This window comes from Gemmiger sp. An50 (assembly GCF_002161595.1).
In the GTDB taxonomy this organism is placed as follows: Bacteria; Bacillota; Clostridia; order Oscillospirales; family Ruminococcaceae; genus Allofournierella.
This window is the reverse complement of record NZ_NFID01000016.1, coordinates 1-17862: the sequence shown is the minus strand read 5'-3', so window position 1 is coordinate 17862 and position 17862 is coordinate 1. Positions and strand designations below refer to the sequence as shown.

The 17862-nt window shown below is 44.0% G+C and carries 17 protein-coding genes; 16 read left to right on the top strand and 1 reads right to left on the bottom strand.

Annotated elements, in window-relative coordinates; translation table 11 throughout:
- Positions 1–22: 22 nt before the first annotated feature.
- Positions 23–370, bottom strand: a complete 348-nt coding sequence (locus B5G03_RS13145) for a helix-turn-helix domain-containing protein (RefSeq protein ID WP_162613411.1) — start codon at positions 368–370, stop codon at positions 23–25.
- Positions 371–1052: 682 nt separating this feature from the next.
- Here B5G03_RS13145 and B5G03_RS13140 point away from each other — a divergent pair.
- The 16 genes from B5G03_RS13140 to B5G03_RS13070 all read left to right on the top strand — a co-directional run.
- Positions 1053–1892, top strand: coding sequence for a tyrosine-type recombinase/integrase (locus B5G03_RS13140; RefSeq protein ID WP_087182144.1), 840 nt, complete (start codon positions 1053–1055; stop codon positions 1890–1892).
- A 371-nt stretch (positions 1893–2263) separates the two neighbouring features.
- Positions 2264–4570: a Helicase associated domain protein gene (locus B5G03_RS13135; protein WP_481808417.1), complete on the top strand. Its 2307-nt coding sequence runs from the start codon at positions 2264–2266 to the stop codon at positions 4568–4570.
- 24 nt (positions 4571–4594) lie between these two features.
- Positions 4595–5386, top strand: coding sequence for a sugar transferase (locus B5G03_RS13130; RefSeq protein ID WP_242962450.1), 792 nt, complete (start codon positions 4595–4597; stop codon positions 5384–5386).
- A gap of 14 nt (positions 5387–5400) precedes the next feature.
- Positions 5401–6633 carry a glycosyltransferase family 4 protein gene (locus B5G03_RS13125; protein ID WP_087182142.1) on the top strand — a complete coding sequence of 411 codons (1233 nt, stop codon included), beginning with the start codon at positions 5401–5403 and terminating at the stop codon, positions 6631–6633.
- Entirely contained in the window at positions 6614–7723 is a 1110-nt protein-coding gene (locus B5G03_RS13120) for a glycosyltransferase (protein ID WP_087182141.1), read from the top strand. Before B5G03_RS13125 ends, B5G03_RS13120 begins: the two co-directional genes overlap by 20 nt.
- Before the next feature lie 25 nt (positions 7724–7748).
- Positions 7749–9014, top strand: coding sequence for a hypothetical protein (locus tag B5G03_RS17130; protein ID WP_140401700.1), 1266 nt, complete (start codon positions 7749–7751; stop codon positions 9012–9014).
- A gap of 87 nt (positions 9015–9101) precedes the next feature.
- On the top strand, positions 9102–9635 hold the full coding sequence (locus B5G03_RS13115; RefSeq protein ID WP_087182140.1) for an acyltransferase: 534 nt from the start codon (positions 9102–9104) through the stop codon (positions 9633–9635).
- A 22-nt stretch (positions 9636–9657) separates the two neighbouring features.
- On the top strand, positions 9658–10887 hold the full coding sequence (locus tag B5G03_RS13110) for an oligosaccharide flippase family protein (protein ID WP_087182139.1): 1230 nt from the start codon (positions 9658–9660) through the stop codon (positions 10885–10887).
- 7 nt (positions 10888–10894) lie between these two features.
- A complete protein-coding gene (locus B5G03_RS13105) occupies positions 10895–12013 on the top strand; it encodes a polysaccharide pyruvyl transferase family protein (protein ID WP_162613410.1) in 1119 nt (372 codons plus the stop codon).
- Positions 11994–13169 carry a Coenzyme F420 hydrogenase/dehydrogenase, beta subunit C-terminal domain gene (locus B5G03_RS13100; RefSeq protein ID WP_087182137.1) on the top strand — a complete coding sequence of 392 codons (1176 nt, stop codon included), beginning with the start codon at positions 11994–11996 and terminating at the stop codon, positions 13167–13169. Before B5G03_RS13105 ends, B5G03_RS13100 begins: the two co-directional genes overlap by 20 nt.
- A gap of 23 nt (positions 13170–13192) precedes the next feature.
- Entirely contained in the window at positions 13193–14242 is a 1050-nt protein-coding gene (locus tag B5G03_RS13095; RefSeq protein ID WP_087182136.1) for a polysaccharide biosynthesis protein, read from the top strand.
- Positions 14239–15438 (top strand): polysaccharide biosynthesis C-terminal domain-containing protein, encoded by a 1200-nt coding sequence (locus B5G03_RS13090; protein WP_087182135.1) that lies wholly within the window; start codon positions 14239–14241, stop codon positions 15436–15438. Before B5G03_RS13095 ends, B5G03_RS13090 begins: the two co-directional genes overlap by 4 nt.
- A gap of 15 nt (positions 15439–15453) precedes the next feature.
- Positions 15454–15981, top strand: a complete 528-nt coding sequence (locus B5G03_RS13085; RefSeq protein WP_087182134.1) for a PglD-related sugar-binding protein — start codon at positions 15454–15456, stop codon at positions 15979–15981.
- Between the two features lie 3 nt (positions 15982–15984).
- The gene (gene wecB, locus B5G03_RS13080) at positions 15985–17124 is read left to right on the top strand and encodes a non-hydrolyzing UDP-N-acetylglucosamine 2-epimerase (RefSeq protein WP_087182133.1); all 1140 of its coding nucleotides are present in this window, start codon (positions 15985–15987) and stop codon (positions 17122–17124) included.
- Positions 17125–17244: 120 nt separating this feature from the next.
- Positions 17245–17532 (top strand): histidine kinase dimerization/phospho-acceptor domain-containing protein, encoded by a 288-nt coding sequence (locus B5G03_RS17890; protein WP_242962449.1) that lies wholly within the window; start codon positions 17245–17247, stop codon positions 17530–17532.
- A 106-nt stretch (positions 17533–17638) separates the two neighbouring features.
- Positions 17639–17862: TnpV protein (locus B5G03_RS13070; protein ID WP_140401699.1), on the top strand; the 224-nt coding region annotated here is incomplete at its 3' end.

The following is a 17862-nucleotide window of genomic DNA, read 5'->3' as shown; positions in this document are numbered from 1 at the left end:
CAGACGAAGAGAGTAGCCTTACTTAGTGGGTTGTATTATCGTCTAAAAGCACCTGCATGATCTTGAAAATCTGTTCTCGCTGTTTGGAAGTCGCTTGTTCAGCTAACTGATTAATTGCAGCAAGAAGATAATCGTCAGGGTTTTCCACTTCCGGGCGAAGGAAATCGATAACAGAGCAGTGATAAATGGAGGCAAATGAATATAGGTTTTCCAGAAGGATGGGAACTGTTCCTGACTCCAACCGGCTGATATAGTTCTCCGTCATCTTCATGATTTCTGCAACATCTTTCTGCCGCAGATGGCGTTGCAAACGCATTTCTTTGAGCCTTTTGGCGATGAGTGTATAATCTACAGTTTTTAATGAATCCATAACCATCCCCCTTTTATTTAAGGGTAACAGCTTTTGTTGAAATGCAGAATGCATCAGTAAGATATGTAAGTAGCACTAATGGTGATGATACATGGATGTATAAAAATTAGCTGACTTGGTTCGGAAAAAGATAGTTTTTGATTTATGAACAAAAGAAATGTCAAGATTTCTGACTTGTCACACATAGAAAAAGTATAGGAGAGTTATGAGAACATAACTATAACTAGGAATGTTTTGAATAAGGCGTGGCAGCAACATTTATCATGGAGACAGGACAGAAAATTCACAGATATAGGAATATACATAAGAAAATTGTGAGTTTTCTTGCAATGCGAAGGATGCATTGCCAGATAACGATGTTCGAAGCAAAAGTGTTCTGTGAATGCATCCAATATCGAATACCGATGACTGTTCGGGAGTACTCCATAAGGATGGAACGATATCGATGTCCCCGGTGCAGACAGGCAATTGAGTTCGAATACTGCAATTTTTGTAAAGAATGTGGACAACGACTTTCCTGGTACGGAACAGCGGCCAACGGATACGAGGGAGAGTAATGGAGCGAATTTTCGGTAATTTCTTGAAATGATTAATTGCATAGCTCGATAATATAGTCGATCCGCAAAAATATCATTGTCGGTAACACCGTATGCTATAGTGAAAGCGGAGGTGATACCATTTCATGGAACATATCATAGAGGAAATGGCTGTCATTGGCTTTTCCAAAGAGTTGTTTGAAAAAGAACGGGCCAAAGAAACGATTGATCGATACCAGCAGCAGCTTCACACGTTTGCGCAATGGGTGGGAGGAAGAACAGTAACAAAGGAAATAACGGTATGCTACAAGCAATGGCTGATGGAGCGGTATTCGCCGGCCAGTGTGAATGTAGCACTGGCAGCGCTAAACGGCTTTTTCGATTTTATGGGCTGGCAGGAGTGCCGGGTGCGTCCGGTTCGGGTACAGCGAAGGAATTATTCAGAACCGCGCCGGGAACTAACCCGTCAGGAATATTATCGTCTTTTGCATGCCGCCCGCCGGAAAGGAGATCTGCGCTTGTTTCATCTGCTGGAAACCATTTGTTCCACTGGGATTCGTGTAAGCGAGCTGCGGTTCATCACGGTGAAAGCAGTGCAAAGGGGGCGGGCGGATATCTGTAATAAAGAGAAATATCGTACCATCCTGCTGCCCCGGCGGCTATGTGAAAAACTCCTGCACTACTGCAGAGAACGGGGAATTGCACATGGAAGTGTCTTTGTAACCTGTTCAGGAAAGCCATTGAACCGCAGTAATATCTGGGCCATGATGAAGGGCCTGTGCAGAAAGGCGCAGGTCTCCGCCCGAAAGGTCTTTCCGCATAATCTGAGGCATCTGTTTGCTCGCTGTTTCTACCAGTGTCAGCAGGATCTGGAACATCTGGCAAGTCTGCTGGGGCACAGCAGCATCAACACAACTCGTATTTATACAAGAACCAGCGGGGAAGAGCACCTCCGCCAGATCGAAAAACTGCGCCTTATATTATAATGTAAGGGAAAGCCGAACAAAACGAAGGCCATCCGCCGAAGTCGGATGGCCTTTTTGCCCTGCAAAAAAGCTGTATGAAAGGGTAAAAAACGAATAAAAACGAAGGAAAAAGCCCGCCACATTTTGGGAGTGAAATGTGGCGGGCTTTTTTATATGACAGAAGAAGCATTCTGTATCGAAATTTTAGATAAAAGATTAATGCATTTAGAACAGGGTACACAAGATTATTTTAATCATAACCTATTTTGCAGTTTTTTTCAATGCTATTCGATGCTTCTCGAAAGAATTCAGTCATTTGCCCGAATTTCTGTCCCAAAAGACAAAACATATTGCTTCTTACGTTGTAAACCGCGGAGAGGGAGGCGATGCATGTGGCGGTGAAATTGTTTGAGCACAACCAGAAGGCATATCTTTCCGCCATTGCCATGCTGGAACAGGCAGGCAAAGCAGCCATCGTCCACCCCACCGGAACCGGAAAAAGCTTCATTGCATTTCAACTCGCTCTGGACCAGGCGGAAAAACAAATCCTTTGGCTTGGTCCCAGCGAGTATATTTATGCCACTCAGCTGGAAAGTCTGGCACGCTGCGGCGGGCCGGACAAGCTTCCCAATGTAACCTTCCGCACCTATGCCAAGCTGCTGCTTCTCAGTGAGGAAGAGCTGGCAATAAATGCGGATTACATCATTCTGGATGAGTTCCACCGGTGCGGTGCGGAACAGTGGGGCAATGCGGTACAACGTACCATTGCAGCTAACCCTGGCGCAAAGCTGCTGGGCCTTTCCGCAACCAACGTAAGATATCTGGATAATATGCGCGATATGGCAGAAGAGCTGTTCGAAGGCCATATCGCAAGTGAACTATCCCTGGGTGAGGCGATCGTCCGGGGAATTTTGCCTGCTCCGAAGTATGTGACCACCGTGTTCAAATACCAGAATGAGCTGGAACGATACCAGAAACAGGTGCGCACCATGCGGCCGACTGCGCTGCGGGATGTGAACCAGAAATATCTGGATGCCCTGCGCCGGGCACTGGAGCAGGCGGATGGTCTGGAGCAGGTGTTTGCCCGCCATATGACGAGCAAAAGCGGCAAATACATCGTGTTCTGCTCTGGCATGGAGCACATGCGCGAGATGATGGAGCAGTCCCGCTCTTGGTTTGCCGGAGTGAATCCGGACATCCATTTCTACATGGCCTATTCCGAAGACCCGGAAACCAGCAAGGCGTTTGCGAAATTCAAGGCGGACTCCAGCAGTGCCCTGAAGCTGCTCTTCTGCATCGACATGCTTAACGAGGGGGTTCATGTGGATGGAATCTCGGGCGTGATTCTGTTCCGGCCTACCATTAGCCCGATCATCTACAAGCAGCAGATCGGTCGGGCCCTGACCGCGGGCGACAGCGCAGTGCCCCTGATTCTGGATGTTGTGAATAACTTCGAGGGACTGTGCAGCATCGACACCTTGAAGGAAGAGATGGCCACCGCCGTGCAGCACATGTATTCGGTGAGAGAAGGAGACAAAATCGTTACCGAACGCTTCCAAGTGGTGGAGCAGGTACAGGATTGCCGTGCGCTGTTTGAGACGCTGCGCAACAGCCTGAGCGGAACTTGGGAACAGTATTTTGCTGCGGCCAAAGAATATGCAGCGGAACATGGGGACCTGAAGGTTCCCAAACGGTATAAGACACCGGGTGGACTTTCGCTGGGATACTGGATCGGCGTACAGCGTTCGGTGTATGCGGGCAACCGAAGCGGAACACTCACTCCCGGACAGATCGAGCGGCTGAACAGCATCGGAATGGTGTGGGAAAATCAGCTGGAAAGTGCCTGGGAAAACGGGTTTGAACACGCGAAAGCCTATTACGAGGAGTTTGGCGATCTGCTTGTTCCGGCCCGGTATAAAGCAGCGGATGGCTTTGCACTGGGTAATTGGATTTACAACCTGCGCCAGCGCCGGGCGAATGGAGAACATGCAAGCATCCTGAACAGGGAGCGAATTGCTCGGCTGGATGCCATTGGTATGGTCTGGGATGCCCCCAGCCTGCAGTGGGAGAAGAACTACTGCAGAGCAATGGAATATTACAACGAGCATGGCAATTTGATCGTACCGGTGGATTACAAATCGCCGGATGGCTTTGCACTGGGAAACTGGATTCGAGCCTTACGTCAGGCCCGGGAAGGAAAATTCAATCGAAAGCCATTGAGTCAGGAGCAGATTTCCCGACTGGATTCCATTGGAATGTACTGGGGCAATTGTAAAGATAACCAGTGGATGCAGGGGTATCTGGCAGCAGAGCAGTACTTCAAAATTCATGGGAATCTGAACGTGCCGCCCACTTACCAGAACAGTGAGGGGCTGGCTCTGGGCAAATGGGTTGCCCGCCAGCGGTACGCTTACCTGCAACCGCCGGAAAGCGGAAAGCATCTGGATGCAGACCGGGTGAAGATGCTGGAAAGCATTGGAATGGTCTGGCGGAAAGAGGATTCCTGGCAGCACCGCTACAAGCTGGCCCAGGAATATCTGGAAGAGCATGGGAATCTGAACATTCCTGCGAAATACAAAACCAGCGACGGCATCTGGCTGGGCCGCTGGATTTATGAGCAGAGGAGAGCCCTCCAGCCCGGGGCGAAAAAACCTTTGCCCACAGAGAAACGGGAAAAATTACAGCGATTGGGAATTTGAAATACGCATAAGGGGAGCAGAAGGATGGAGACAGAGTTGAGAACAAAAACCATGAGGGGGATCATGCGGGAACATCGCATTCCGCTGACTTCGGAACAGCGGCGATATCTGAAAATGAAGCGGATATTCGATATGATTGTTTCTGGCATGGCACTTGTAGTACTGGCAATCCCGTTTCTGTTTGTGGCAGTATTGCAGAAACTGAGCAGTCCCAATGAACCGGTGTTTTTTCGGCAGAAGAGAGTGGGGCAGGACAGTCATGTGTTTTATATTGTAAAGTTCCGAACAATGAAGAGCACTGCGCCGAAGTATTCCTCTACCGGAAATTTGCAAAATGCGGACAGCTATATTTCCAAACTGGGCCGCTTTCTGCGGGATACCAGCATCGATGAACTTCCGCAGCTATTTAATGTACTGGTGGGAGACATGAGCCTGATCGGTCCCCGCCCTCTGATTCGCCAAGAGCGCAGTGTGCACTTCCTGCGCCGGTACTACGGCGTAGATCAGCTGAAGCCGGGTATCACCGGTTGGGCACAAATCAACGGTCGCGATCTACTAAACGACTACGACAAGGTGTTCTACGATCGGGAGTACTTAAAAAATGTGAGCATGGCCTTTGACGCAAAGGTGTTTTTCGACAGTGTACTGAAGGTGCTGGGCCGTCAGGATATTAAGGAAGGTGTGACTGCACACCATCATCGGGATGAGATGCGTCACCAACAGGAACAGCTGATTCAGGAGAAAAAGGAGCAGTGTGAATTCACACAGTTCCAGGAGGAATCTCAGGTGTTGCGTCAGCAGCGCCGGGCGATGTAAGAGGGGACAATGTCTTGAAAATTTTAGTTGTGACGCAATGCTTTTACCCGGATATTTATGCTGTAAATGATATTGTCAAACAGCTTGTTGAACGGGGGCATGAGGTGACCGTGCTGACCGGTTTACCGGATTATACCACTTCCAGGATTCCCAAGGAATATAAGTGGTTCAGAAAACGTAAGCAGATTTATCATGGGGCAAAGGTGTATCGAGTGTCTACAATTGCACGGCATCATGGGGCGATTTTTAGGTGCTTGAATTATATGTCTTTTGCGATATCTGGCTGGATTTTTGCTTCTCTGAAAAAGTGGGAGGACTTTGATGTAATTTATGTTTGGGAAGTTTCTCCGGTTACAATGGCAATACCCGCTATTCGTTTGAAAAATCGATATCACAAGCCCTTGTTTTTATATTGTATGGATTTGTGGCCGGAAAGCATCAAGGCAATGGGCTTCCAAGAAGAAAGTTTATTCTATACATTAGTACATGCATTGAGTAAATGGATCTACAACCGATGTGACCATATTGCCGTTTCTTCTACTCCCTTTTTTGATTATTTGAATCATGTAATCAAATATCCTAGGGAAAAGATGAGCTATTTGCCACAATACGCTTCGGAAGAACTTTTGCAGGAAAATCTTGAAAAAAAGCCTACGAATCATACGGATTTCTTGTTTATCGGAAATATCGGAAAGGTTCAAGATGTAGAGAAAATAATTGAAGCAAGTGCAAGAATCCCACAAGAACTGGATTATACAATCCATCTGGTGGGAGGAGGAACAAATCTTGAATCTTGCAAAAAGCTTGCGAATGATTTGCAGCAGATGGAAAGGATCAAATTTTATGGACCGGTTCCAGCAAACCAAACAGCAGCTTTTTATAAGATTGCAGATGCTTGTCTTCTAACCTTAAATGGCGATAATTTGATAGGGCATACATTGCCAGGAAAAGTGCAAACTTACATGGCAGCTGGAAAACCGATATTAGGGGCAATTAATGGCGCTGGACAAGAAATCATCAAAGAAAGCGGATGTGGATTGTGTGTAAATGCAGGTGATGTGAACGGGCTGGCAAAGGCTATGATCAGTTTTATAAATGATCGTGAACGTTTTTCTCAGTGCGGTGAAAAAGCACGTGTTTATTTTAAAAATGAATTTACTGCAAAAAAGCATTTTGAAAGTCTTGAAAATGTCTTGCAAAAAATGAAACAAAAGGGAAAGAGAGAGCATGAAATATCTGTTTGTTAATTCGGTCTGTGGTATACGAAGCACAGGACGCATTTGTACAGATTTGGCGTATCAACTGGAAAATCAGGGGCATGAAGTGAAAATCGCATATGGTCGAGTAGAGGATGTTCCTGAGAAGTTTCAAAAATATGCAGTTCGCATCGGAAATAATGTTGATCTAAAATTCCATGCATTGCGGACACGAATTTTGGATGAACATGGATTCGGTTCGAAAAAAGCAACCAAAGAGTTTTTGAAATGGGCGGATACATATGACCCGGAAGTTCTTTGGCTACACAATATCCATGGCTATTATATCAATATTGAATTGCTGTTTGATTGGATAAAAAGCAGGCCGCAAATGAAGGTGAAGTGGACGCTGCATGATTGCTGGGCATTTACCGGCCATTGTTCATACTTCACGATGGCCGGTTGTGAGAAATGGAAAAATATGTGCGAAAAATGCTCGCAGAAAAGAAAATATCCGACTAGCATTTTAATAGATAATAGCCGGAATAATTTTATGAGGAAGAAGCAAGCTTTTACGGGCGTTAAAGATTTGACTTTGATTACACCCTCAAAGTGGTTAGCTAATTTAACACGAGATAGTTTTTTGAAAGAGTATCCAGTTGAAGTGCACTATAACACTATTGATACAACTGTGTTTAAGCCAACTCCCAGTGATTTCCGTGACAGATATGGGCTGCAAAATAAAAAAATTGTTTTAGGCGTGGCGAGTGTATGGGAAGAAAGAAAAGGATTAAGTGATTTTATAAAATTGGCTGATATTTTGGATGATCGATATGTGATTGTGTTGGTGGGATTAAATCATGAGCAAATGAAACAGTGCAAAAAGAATATTATTGGAGTGGAGCGTACAAATAGTGCGAAAGAGTTGGCGCAAATTTATACGGCAGCAGATGTGTTTGTGAATCCTACCTATGAAGATAACTACCCCACTGTTAACTTAGAAGCACAGGCTTGCGGAACACCAGTAATTACATATGATACTGGTGGAGCAAGAGAAACACTAGGGGGATTTAATGTAAATACAAAAGTTATACCTTCTGGCTTGAGCAATTTGGTGCGCACTATTTATAGTTACAAGTAAGATAATAAATGTTGTAATGAGAAAAATGAAATTATCAAGAAAAAATATTGTTGTAAAAATATTTGAGACGTGGTTTTATACGGTTGCTGTTTGTGTTGCAGCAATGAATCAAAGAGGAGAATTAAACTTATATACTGTTTGGCTGTTGCTGACAGTAAATTTGATTGGCGTTTTAAAAGCAAGAAATAATTGGTATTTGCTAATTGTTAATGTGATCTTTTTGTATTGTAATTGGAGCATTTGTTACGCAAACGTTATTGGACAAATCGATTCATATTTCACGTCTTGGGCTGATCAGCAAGTAGTAACAAAAGCGTTGCTATTACTTATTGTGTTTTTTGTGATGCTCAATTTGTTTGCGCCGAGTAAAATGTCTGACAGAAGTGAAAAACACTGCCTGATTGTGAATAATGAAACAAACGATTTGATAGTTGTTGGAATTTGTGTGGCGCTTGTATTTGTTTGGGTGTTTGGATTTACACGTCCCGATATAGCAGGGGAACGTGGAGCCCCTAGTACGATTTACGAATATTCGATAATATTTTTCATTTTGGGATTTTATTATGGAGGAACAAAAAGATTTCAAATGATTTTAACGATTTTGCTGGGTGCATTTGCTTTGCAAAATTTTGTATATGGTGGGAGAATTACAGGGCTGCAACTATTAATTTGCTGGAGCTTGTGCGTCATAATTGATAAAATTAGCATTGGTAAAGTAGCTCCTGTTATTGTATTCCTTTTTTTTGTGCTTGTTTCAATAGGACAGCAACGAGCAAGTTTTGTGTTGTCAGTTAATTCGTTGAGAGAGGCTGTAGAGAAAGTAATTGCGACAGGTGGTTCGCTGGATACAGCTTATTCAGCGTTTTTTACTTCTTTAACATTTTTGAAAACGGAATTGATTTTGTCGGAGACTAAGCGATTAGAAATGTTTGGGCTTTTTATTCTGTCCATTTTTTTTGGCGGTTCGGTGCCTGACTCGAATCTGGCGCAGTTTACGCATCAATATTATTTGCATTATTTTGGCGGGGTGCTGCCTTTCTTTGGACACTTCTATTTGGGATGGAGTGGCGTTTTTGCGTTCTCTGGAATAGTGATTGCATGGTTTCGCTATATAGCAAAGTCGAATGTTTTCCAAAGTGGTTTGAATAGATGTTTGTCTATTTATATTGTATCTACAGCATTTAGATGGTACCTGTATTCTCCATCACAATTGTTGAGAGGCGCACTTCTTCTGATGATCTGTTATGGAGTGTGTTTTCAAGTGAATCACTTTATGAAATCTAGAATATGACTATGAGGAGTGCTCTGACAGGAAAAGTAGTATTGAAGAGTGACTTAATGATATATATTAAAATTGAATAATAGATTATGAGGAAAAATGATGCGCATAAGAAAAATAGTACAAATTATTCAACGGTTTTTGATTAAGAAATTACGTGTTTTGTGGCAAGATAAGTACAAGGAGATATATCCGGTTTATTTACGAAAAATTGGTGTAAATATTCCAAATGATTATTATGAAAATAATATGGGATATATTGATCCAAGTGTGCATTTTGATGGAAGTGACTATTCACTTATTTCAATAGGAAAAAACACAACGATTTCAAGAGATGTATTGATACTTACACATGATTTTTCGTTGGCTAAAGGTTTTCAATTGATTAAGGCCCCGATAAAAAATGCGCATTTTTTAAAGCCAGTTATTATAGGAGAAAATTGCTTTATTGGAGCAAGAGCTGTTTTGCTTCCAGGTGCAACTATAGGTAACAATTGTATTGTTGGAGCAGGAAGCGTTGTTAGAGGTGAAGTTCCTTCGGGGAGCATTGTGACAGGAAATCCAGCAAAAGTAGTCCGAGAAACAGAAGAATGGGCTAATTATCATCTTAATAAACAAGACTATATTCAATAGAGAGTTCATAAGGAGAATTTTGATGTCAAAAAATAAAATCACATCAAATGTGATTATGTTGTATGGGTTGAATATAGCTAAAATTATATTTCCGTTTTTGACCCTTCCTTATCTTACAAGAATTTTGAGCGTAGAAAGCTATGGTGTGGTTTCCTACGTGAAATCATTAATGGTATATATGCAGGTTTTGACAGACTTTGGATTTATCTTGTCTGGAACGAAAGATATTGTAGATGCAAAACAGGATTGGGGAAGGATACAACACATCGTGTCAGACATACTTTTGGCCCGAGTAATTTTAGCATTTTTTGCTTTTTTTTTATTGGCTTTTGTTACGGCGTGGATTCCTATTTTAAGAGAGAATGCACTTTATACTATACTTTCTTTTGTAAGTGTGTTTTTGTCGTGCTTTTTGATGGATTTCTTTTTTCGCGGTATAGAGCGCATGGGAATTATTACAATTCGTTTTTTGCTCATGAAAGGAATATCTACATTATTCACATTTGTTTTTGTTTGTAATGATCAGGACTTGTTGTGGATTCCTATACTGGATGCTTTAGGTTCATTTATAGCAGTTATTTTAGTTGCCCAAAAAATACATGAGTTTGGAATTCGTATCAAGTTGGGAGATTTTCATAACGCGCTGAGGAAATTAACAGTTTCATGGGTGTATTTTATTTCTAATATGGCAACAACTGCATTTGGAGCACTTAACACATTGTTGATTGGAATTTTCATTGCAGAAAATGAGGTAGCGTATTGGTCTGTCGCAATGCAAATTGTTTCTGCAGTACAAACTTTATATACACCTATCACAGATGGTGTTTATCCGGAAATGGTACGGAGTAAAAGTTTTAAAATCATTTTTCGTGTATTGAAGTTTTTTGTGCCGATACTTGTAATAGGATGTGTTTCTATTTATTGGTTAGCGGATTTGCCTTTATGGCTTGTAGGAGGGGAAAAATATCTAGTAGCGAAACCAATTTTACGCGCGTTGATTCCCGTGTTATTGTTTAGTTTTCCTGGAGTGCTTTTTGGCTGGCCAGCTTTAGGGGCCATTGGGCGTATCAAAGAAACGACGAGGACAACAGTGGTTACTGCGGTTGTTCAGGTAATAGGTTTGTTTCTTTTGATTGCTATGAATGCTTTTACATTGATAAATATTGCATTGTTGCGGGGGGCTACTGAGCTTTTAATGTTTTTGCTACGCGCAAGATATTGTTGGATATATCGGTTTGAATTTAGGAGTTGATATTAAAGTGAAAATAGGAATTATTACACGCCACGCAGTGGCTAATTATGGGTCGTTCCTTCAAAGCTATGCGACACAATATACGCTTCAAAAATTAGGGTATGAGGCGGTAATTGTTAATTATATTTCTGAGAACGAAAAGCCGCTAGCTCTTGGAAAAACGATAACTAGAAACACACAGGAACATGCGAATAAGATTAAAAAAATGTTATATATGCTGTTGCAGACGATTAATTCGGCGGTGTGTTATAAACGATTTGAAGGATTCCGTAAAAAGGAATTGAGGGAGACAAAAGAGTATAACACAGCTTTTGAACTGAAAGAATGTGTTGAAACAATAGATGTGTTCTGTACGGGCAGTGATCAGGTATGGAATACTATTAATTTTGATGAATTTGATCCAGCTTATTTTTTGAACTTTGTACCAACTGATGTTCCGAAAATTTCTTATGCTGCAAGTTTTGGAAGAAAAGAATTTGATCAGGGAAAAATGAGTCAGCTGGAAAGATATCTCGGGTCTTATAATAGTATTTCTGTGCGCGAAAAAAGCGGAATAGATATATTGAACCGCATGGGACTGCATGGTTCGGTTGTTCTGGATCCTACGTTGCTTTTAAATAAAGAAGAGTGGAGGAAATTCAGTAAACAACCAAAAGAAAGAAATTACATATTAGTTTATCAGTTGAGAAAAAATCCGGATTTTTTAAATTATGTGGATAAAATCCAAAAGAAAATGAAGTGTGACGTTATTCGCGTAACAACTGACTTCAAGCAAATTTTCAAAGCTGGAAGAACAAGGTGCCTTATTTCACCGGAAGCGTTTGTAGGGTATTTTTCCAATGCGAGTTTGGTAATCACTGATTCTTTCCATGGTACGGCTTTTTCTATTAATTTTAATGTACCGTTCGTTGAGATATTGCCGGATCGATATGCAGAACGAAATCTTAATATACTGAAGATGTTTGGATTGCAAAACCGTATTCTTGAAGATGAAAATATAGATGTTATAGATCAACCAATTGATTATCAAAAAATGAATGACATGTTAGAATGTGCACGACAAAATTCGCTTGATTGGATAAAAAATGCTTTAATGGAGGATATACATGATAGAAGCGACATCTAGTTGTACTGGGTGCGGGGCCTGTCAGCAAATTTGTCCGGTTAAGGCAGTTAAACTTATACCGGATAAAGAAGGCTTTTTATATCCAAGTGTAGATATTGAAAAATGTATTAAATGTAATTTGTGTGAAAAATGTTGTCCGATCGACAATCTAGTATTGAAATCGGAAGAAAAGGGAAGGCCTATTGTATTAGCTGCTCAAAATAGAGAGGATAATATCCTTTTAAAAAGCACATCCGGGGGAGCATTTGCGGTACTGGCAAAATATGTATTAAGCAAGAATGGAATTGTTTTTGGGGCATGTATGAATGAAAAGCTCGAGTGCTTTCATACGGCAATAACTGATATTTCTCAGTTGAAAGAATTGCAAGGGTCAAAGTATGTTCAAAGCGCTACAGGCGAAACATTTTTGCAGACGAAGCAAGCGTTGGAAAATGGACGTATTGTTCTGTATTCGGGTACTCCTTGCCAAATAGGCGGGTTAAAATGTTTTTTGAAGAAAAAATATGAAAATCTTATAACGGTAGATATTGTTTGTCATGGAGTGCCAAACCAATGTTTATTTGATCAATATATTGAATGGAAACAAAATAAAATGAATGCGACCATTGATGCATACATTTTTAGAGAAAAAGAACGATGTGATTGGAACTCGCCATATAATTATTTTAGTATATATGTGAACAAACGGAAAAAATTTGAAAAGGTGATATTTGACCCATACTATTGGTTGTTCCTTAACGAGGCCTCGTATCGTGAAAGTTGTTATCAGTGTGCATATGCGAATGATCAACGAGTTGGTGATATTACAATTGCAGATTTTTGGGGTGTCGAGAAATTCTTCGATTCGTTTGATCTAAAGCGTGGTGTATCCTTAATTTTGCTGAACACCGAAAAAGGAAAGGTCATGTTAGAATACATAAAAGAAAATATGTATACAGAAGATGCAACGATCGATATGGCAAAAGAAAGAAACAAAAATTTGTCTGCTCCTACGAGTAGACCAGAGATCAGGAGTCAGGTCTATAATATTGTTGCAGAAAAGGGGATAGATGGAGTATTAAAATTGATGCAAAAAAATCCCAAGTATTATGTTGCTATAGTAAAATCATATGTGCCGGTGAAGGTTAAAGCAAAGATAAAGAGATTCTTTAAATAAAAATAAGAAAAGAGGAAAATAAAATGTCGTTATTTTCTGGTGCAACCCTCATGATCACTGGTGGTACCGGTTCCTTTGGTTCCACTGTTCTGAAACATTTTTTGGATTCGGATCTGAAAGAAATCCGAATCTTCTCTCGTGATGAGAAAAAGCAGGACGATATGCGCCACGAGCTTCAGGCCAAACATCCTGAGCATGCTGGAAAGGTTCGCTTTTTCATTGGCGATGTGCGTAATGCCCAGTCTGTCCGTGATGCGATGTACGGTGTGGACTACATCTTCCATGCTGCGGCTCTGAAGCAGGTACCCAGCTGCGAGTTCTTCCCGATGGAAGCTGTCCGAACCAATGTGATTGGCACGGACAATGTGCTGCATGCTGCGATTGAAGCTGGTGTAAAGCGAGTGGTTTGCCTGTCCACCGATAAGGCTGCCTATCCGATTAACGCCATGGGCATTTCCAAAGCGATGATGGAGCATGTTATCTATGCCAATGCCCGTGTTGCAGCAGAGAGAGGCAACACCACTATCTGCTGCACCCGCTATGGCAATGTGATGTGCAGCCGCGGCAGCGTGATCCCTCTGTTCATCGATCAGATCAAAGCAGGAAAACCCATCACCATTACGGATCCGAATATGACCCGTTTCCTGATGAATCTGGATGAGGCTGTGGATCTGGTAATGTTTGCGTTCCAGCATGCAAATCCTGGTGATCTGTTCATTCAGAAAGCAGATGCTTCCACCATTGGTGACCTGGCAAAGGCAGTACAGCAGCTGTTTGGTGATACGGGTACCAATATTATTGGCACGCGTCACGGAGAGAAACTTTATGAAACCCTTATGACCTGCGAAGAGCGTCTGCGCAGTGAGGATATGGGGGGATACTATCGTGTTGCTGCGGACAGCCGTGACCTGAACTACGATAAGTTTGTGGTAAATGGTCAGGTGAAGACCATGGCAGACGAAGCATACACCAGCCACAATACCAATCGGTTGGATGTTGAAGGCACTGTAAAGAAGATTCTGACCACAGATTACGTTCAGGAAGCTTTGAAAAACTGGGAGGCGGGGAAATGAATATCCTCGTAACCGGAGCGAGTGGTTTTGTAGGCAAAAATCTTGTTTACAATCTGCGCAATATTGCACAGGGAAAGAACCGGGCTCGTCCGAACCTCTCGATCAATGAGATCTTTGAGTATGATCTGGATACAGATCCTGCACTGCTGGACAAGTTCTGTGCGGAAGCTGATTTCGTATTCAACCTGGCAGGAGTAAATCGTCCCAAAGATCAAAGTGAGTTTATGCAGGGGAATTTCGGGTTTGCTACGGTTCTTCTGGATACACTGAAAAAGCACAACAATACCTGTCCGGTAATGCTGTCAAGTTCTATTCAGGCGACTTTGATTGGCCGATATGGGCAGTCGGATTACGGGAAAAGTAAGTTGGCCGGGGAAGAGCTGTTCTTTACTTATGCTCAGGACACTGGGGCAAAAGTATTGGTGTATCGATTCCCGAATCTTTTTGGTAAATGGTGTCGTCCTAATTACAATAGTGCAGTGGCCACTTTCTGCAACAATATTGCCAATGATTTGCCGATTCAGGTGAATGATCCGTCGACCGAACTGGAGCTTCTGTATATCGATGATCTGGTAGAGGAAATGCTGGACGCACTGGAAAGCAAGGAGCATCGTTGTAACTACAATGGCCTGGAAGCTGTTGCGGATAACCAGGGGAGATATTGCTTCGTGCCGACTACCCACAAGGCGACGCTGGGACAGATTGTGGAGTTGCTGGAATCTTTCCACGACCAGCCGAAGACACTGCAATTGCCGGAAATTCCTGCGGGTTCGTTTGCAAAGAAACTGTACTCAACATATCTCTCGTATCTGCCCAAAGAGAAGACCTGCTTCTCGCTTAAAATGAATTGTGATGAACGGGGAAGTTTTACTGAGCTGCTGAAAACTGCAAATTGTGGTCAGATCTCGGTGAATATTTCGAAACCCGGCATCACGAAAGGCCAGCATTGGCACAACACAAAGTGGGAATTCTTCATTGTGGTTGCAGGTACTGCCTTGATTCAACAACGCAAGGTGGATACAGACGAGGTCCTGGAATTCAAGGTGTCTGGAGAGAATATCCAAGCGGTGCACATGCTGCCGGGCTATACACATAACATCATCAATCTGTCGGAAACGGAAGATCTGGTGACGGTGATGTGGGCGAATGAAGCATTTGATCCTGGGCGTCCGGATACTTACTTTGAGCCTGTTTGATAGAGGAGTCGAAGGATGGATCGTTTACTGATTTTAGGAGCAGGTGGATTCGGCAAAGTGGTTGCAGATATTGCCAGACAGAGTGGCCTATATCTGGAAGTGGCCTTTCTTGATGACGGAACCGAAGGATATAAGGTGCTGGGAAAGTGCAAAGACTATCTTGAATTTGCCGATACAGGAACAGCATTTTATCCGGCATTTGGAAACAATGAGTTGCGATTGCAATGGATTCATCAGTTGCAGCAGAACAATCTTTCGGTTGCAACACTTGTACACAAAAAGGCATATGTGAGCCCAACTGCGGACATTGGGGAAGGTGTTGTGGTCCTTCCGGGGGCGATAGTGAACACCAATACCGTTGTAAAAGCGGGCTCAATTATTAATTGCAATGCCGTGGTAGATCATGATTGTGTGATTGAAGAAGGGGTACATGTCTGTTTGAATGCCACGGTAAAGGCAGAAAATCAGATTCCGCAGTATACCAAGATTGAAGCGGGGATGGTTGTGGAAAATCGAAGCTATCCTCTGAAAAGGGAAGAGTAAGTTATGAGCAAATTGAAACTGATGACCATCGTGGGCACCAGGCCGGAGATCATCCGCCTTGCCGCCGTGATCAAAAAATGTGACAAATACTTCGACCAGATTCTGGTGCACACCGGCCAAAACTACGACTATACCCTGAATGGTATCTTCTTTGAGGACCTGGGCCTGCGGGCGCCGGACCACTACCTGAACGCCGTGGGCGAGGATCTGGGCGAGACCATTGGCAACATCATCGCCAAGAGCTACAAGCTGATGGTGGAGCTGAAGCCGGACGCCCTGCTGATTCTGGGCGACACCAACAGCTGCCTGTCTGCCATTTCCGCCAAGCGGCTGCACATTCCCATCTTCCACATGGAAGCGGGCAACCGGTGCTTCGACGAGTGCCTGCCCGAGGAGACCAACCGCCGCATCGTGGATCACATCGCGGACGTGAACCTGTGCTACTCCGAGCATGCCCGCCGCTACCTGAACGCCGAGGGCACCGCCAAAGAGCGCACCTATGTGACCGGCAGCCCCATGGCCGAGGTTCTGCGGGCAAACCTTGCCCAGATTGAGGCCTCCAATGTGCTGGAGCGGCTGGGTCTGGAGCCCAAAAAGTACATGCTGCTCAGCGCCCACCGGGAGGAGAACATCGACACCGAGAAAAACTTCGTGGCCCTGTTCACCTCCATCAACGCGCTGGCGGAAAAATACAACATGCCCATCCTCTACTCCTGCCATCCCCGCAGCCGCAAGCGGCTGGAGGCCATGGGCTTCAAGCTGGACGAGCGGGTACGGCTGCACGAGCCTCTGGGCTTCCACGACTACAACCATCTGCAGATGAACGCCTACTGCGTGGTGAGCGATTCCGGCACCCTGCCTGAGGAATCCAGCTTCTTCACCAGCATCGGCAAGCCCTTCCCGGCGGTGTGCATCCGCACCTCCACCGAGCGCCCCGAAGCGCTGGACAAGGGCTGCTTCATTCTGGCGGGCATCACCGCCGGCGGCGTGGAGCAGGCGGTGGAGACCGCCGTGGCCATGAACGACAACGGCGACAACGGCATTCCCGTGCCCAACTATGTGGAGGATGTGTCCACCAAGGTGGTCAAGATCATCCAGAGCTATGTGGGCGTGGTCAACAAGATGGTGTGGCGTAAATATTGAGCTGGTTAGGTTGAAGGGATTACGTTGAACTAGGCGAAGAGCTGTGAGTGCTAAGAAAAAGCAACCCTGTACGCTGCGCTTTTGAACGGCCATTCGGACTTGTCTAAGCGAAAAGTGCTTTTGCTTCTGTTCAGATGTTTGGACGCGGAAAAGGCGGAGAGGGTTTGCGGAGCGAACCTGACGATCTTCGTCAAACATAAACTGCGGGCGAGTCTGGCCCAGTCGTTGAAAGATCAATGGGCAATGGAGCAGCAGCGCCGTCTGGAGCTGGCTGCTCTGACTCACGATCTGAAAACACCTCTGACGGTAATCAGTGGAAACGCGGAGTTGCTGGAAGAGGACGCACTGAATCCAACTCATGATGTAATTTATAAAGGGTGGATTACACCACCGAAAATTACGTCATGACTGCGGCTCATTTGTGGCGAATGAAAAGACAGTTGTGATGAAGGAGGGATGCCCCTGAACCTGACCGTAACTGTCAACCCCACACATTCCCACAAAGGAGGCCATTATGGAACTGACCTACACACAATGCGGGGACTACTTGATTCCCAACCTCGTATTGTCAGACACAAAGGAGTATCACATCGGCAAGTATGGACGGATGCGTCGTGCCTATCTGAAGGAGTACCGTCCGGCCCTTTACAGTACCCTGCTGCTTACAGAAAAACTCTTTCCCCATTTGGCGGAAACCGACGCCGCCTGCAAAAACCGGCTGGAAATCATCGAGACTGC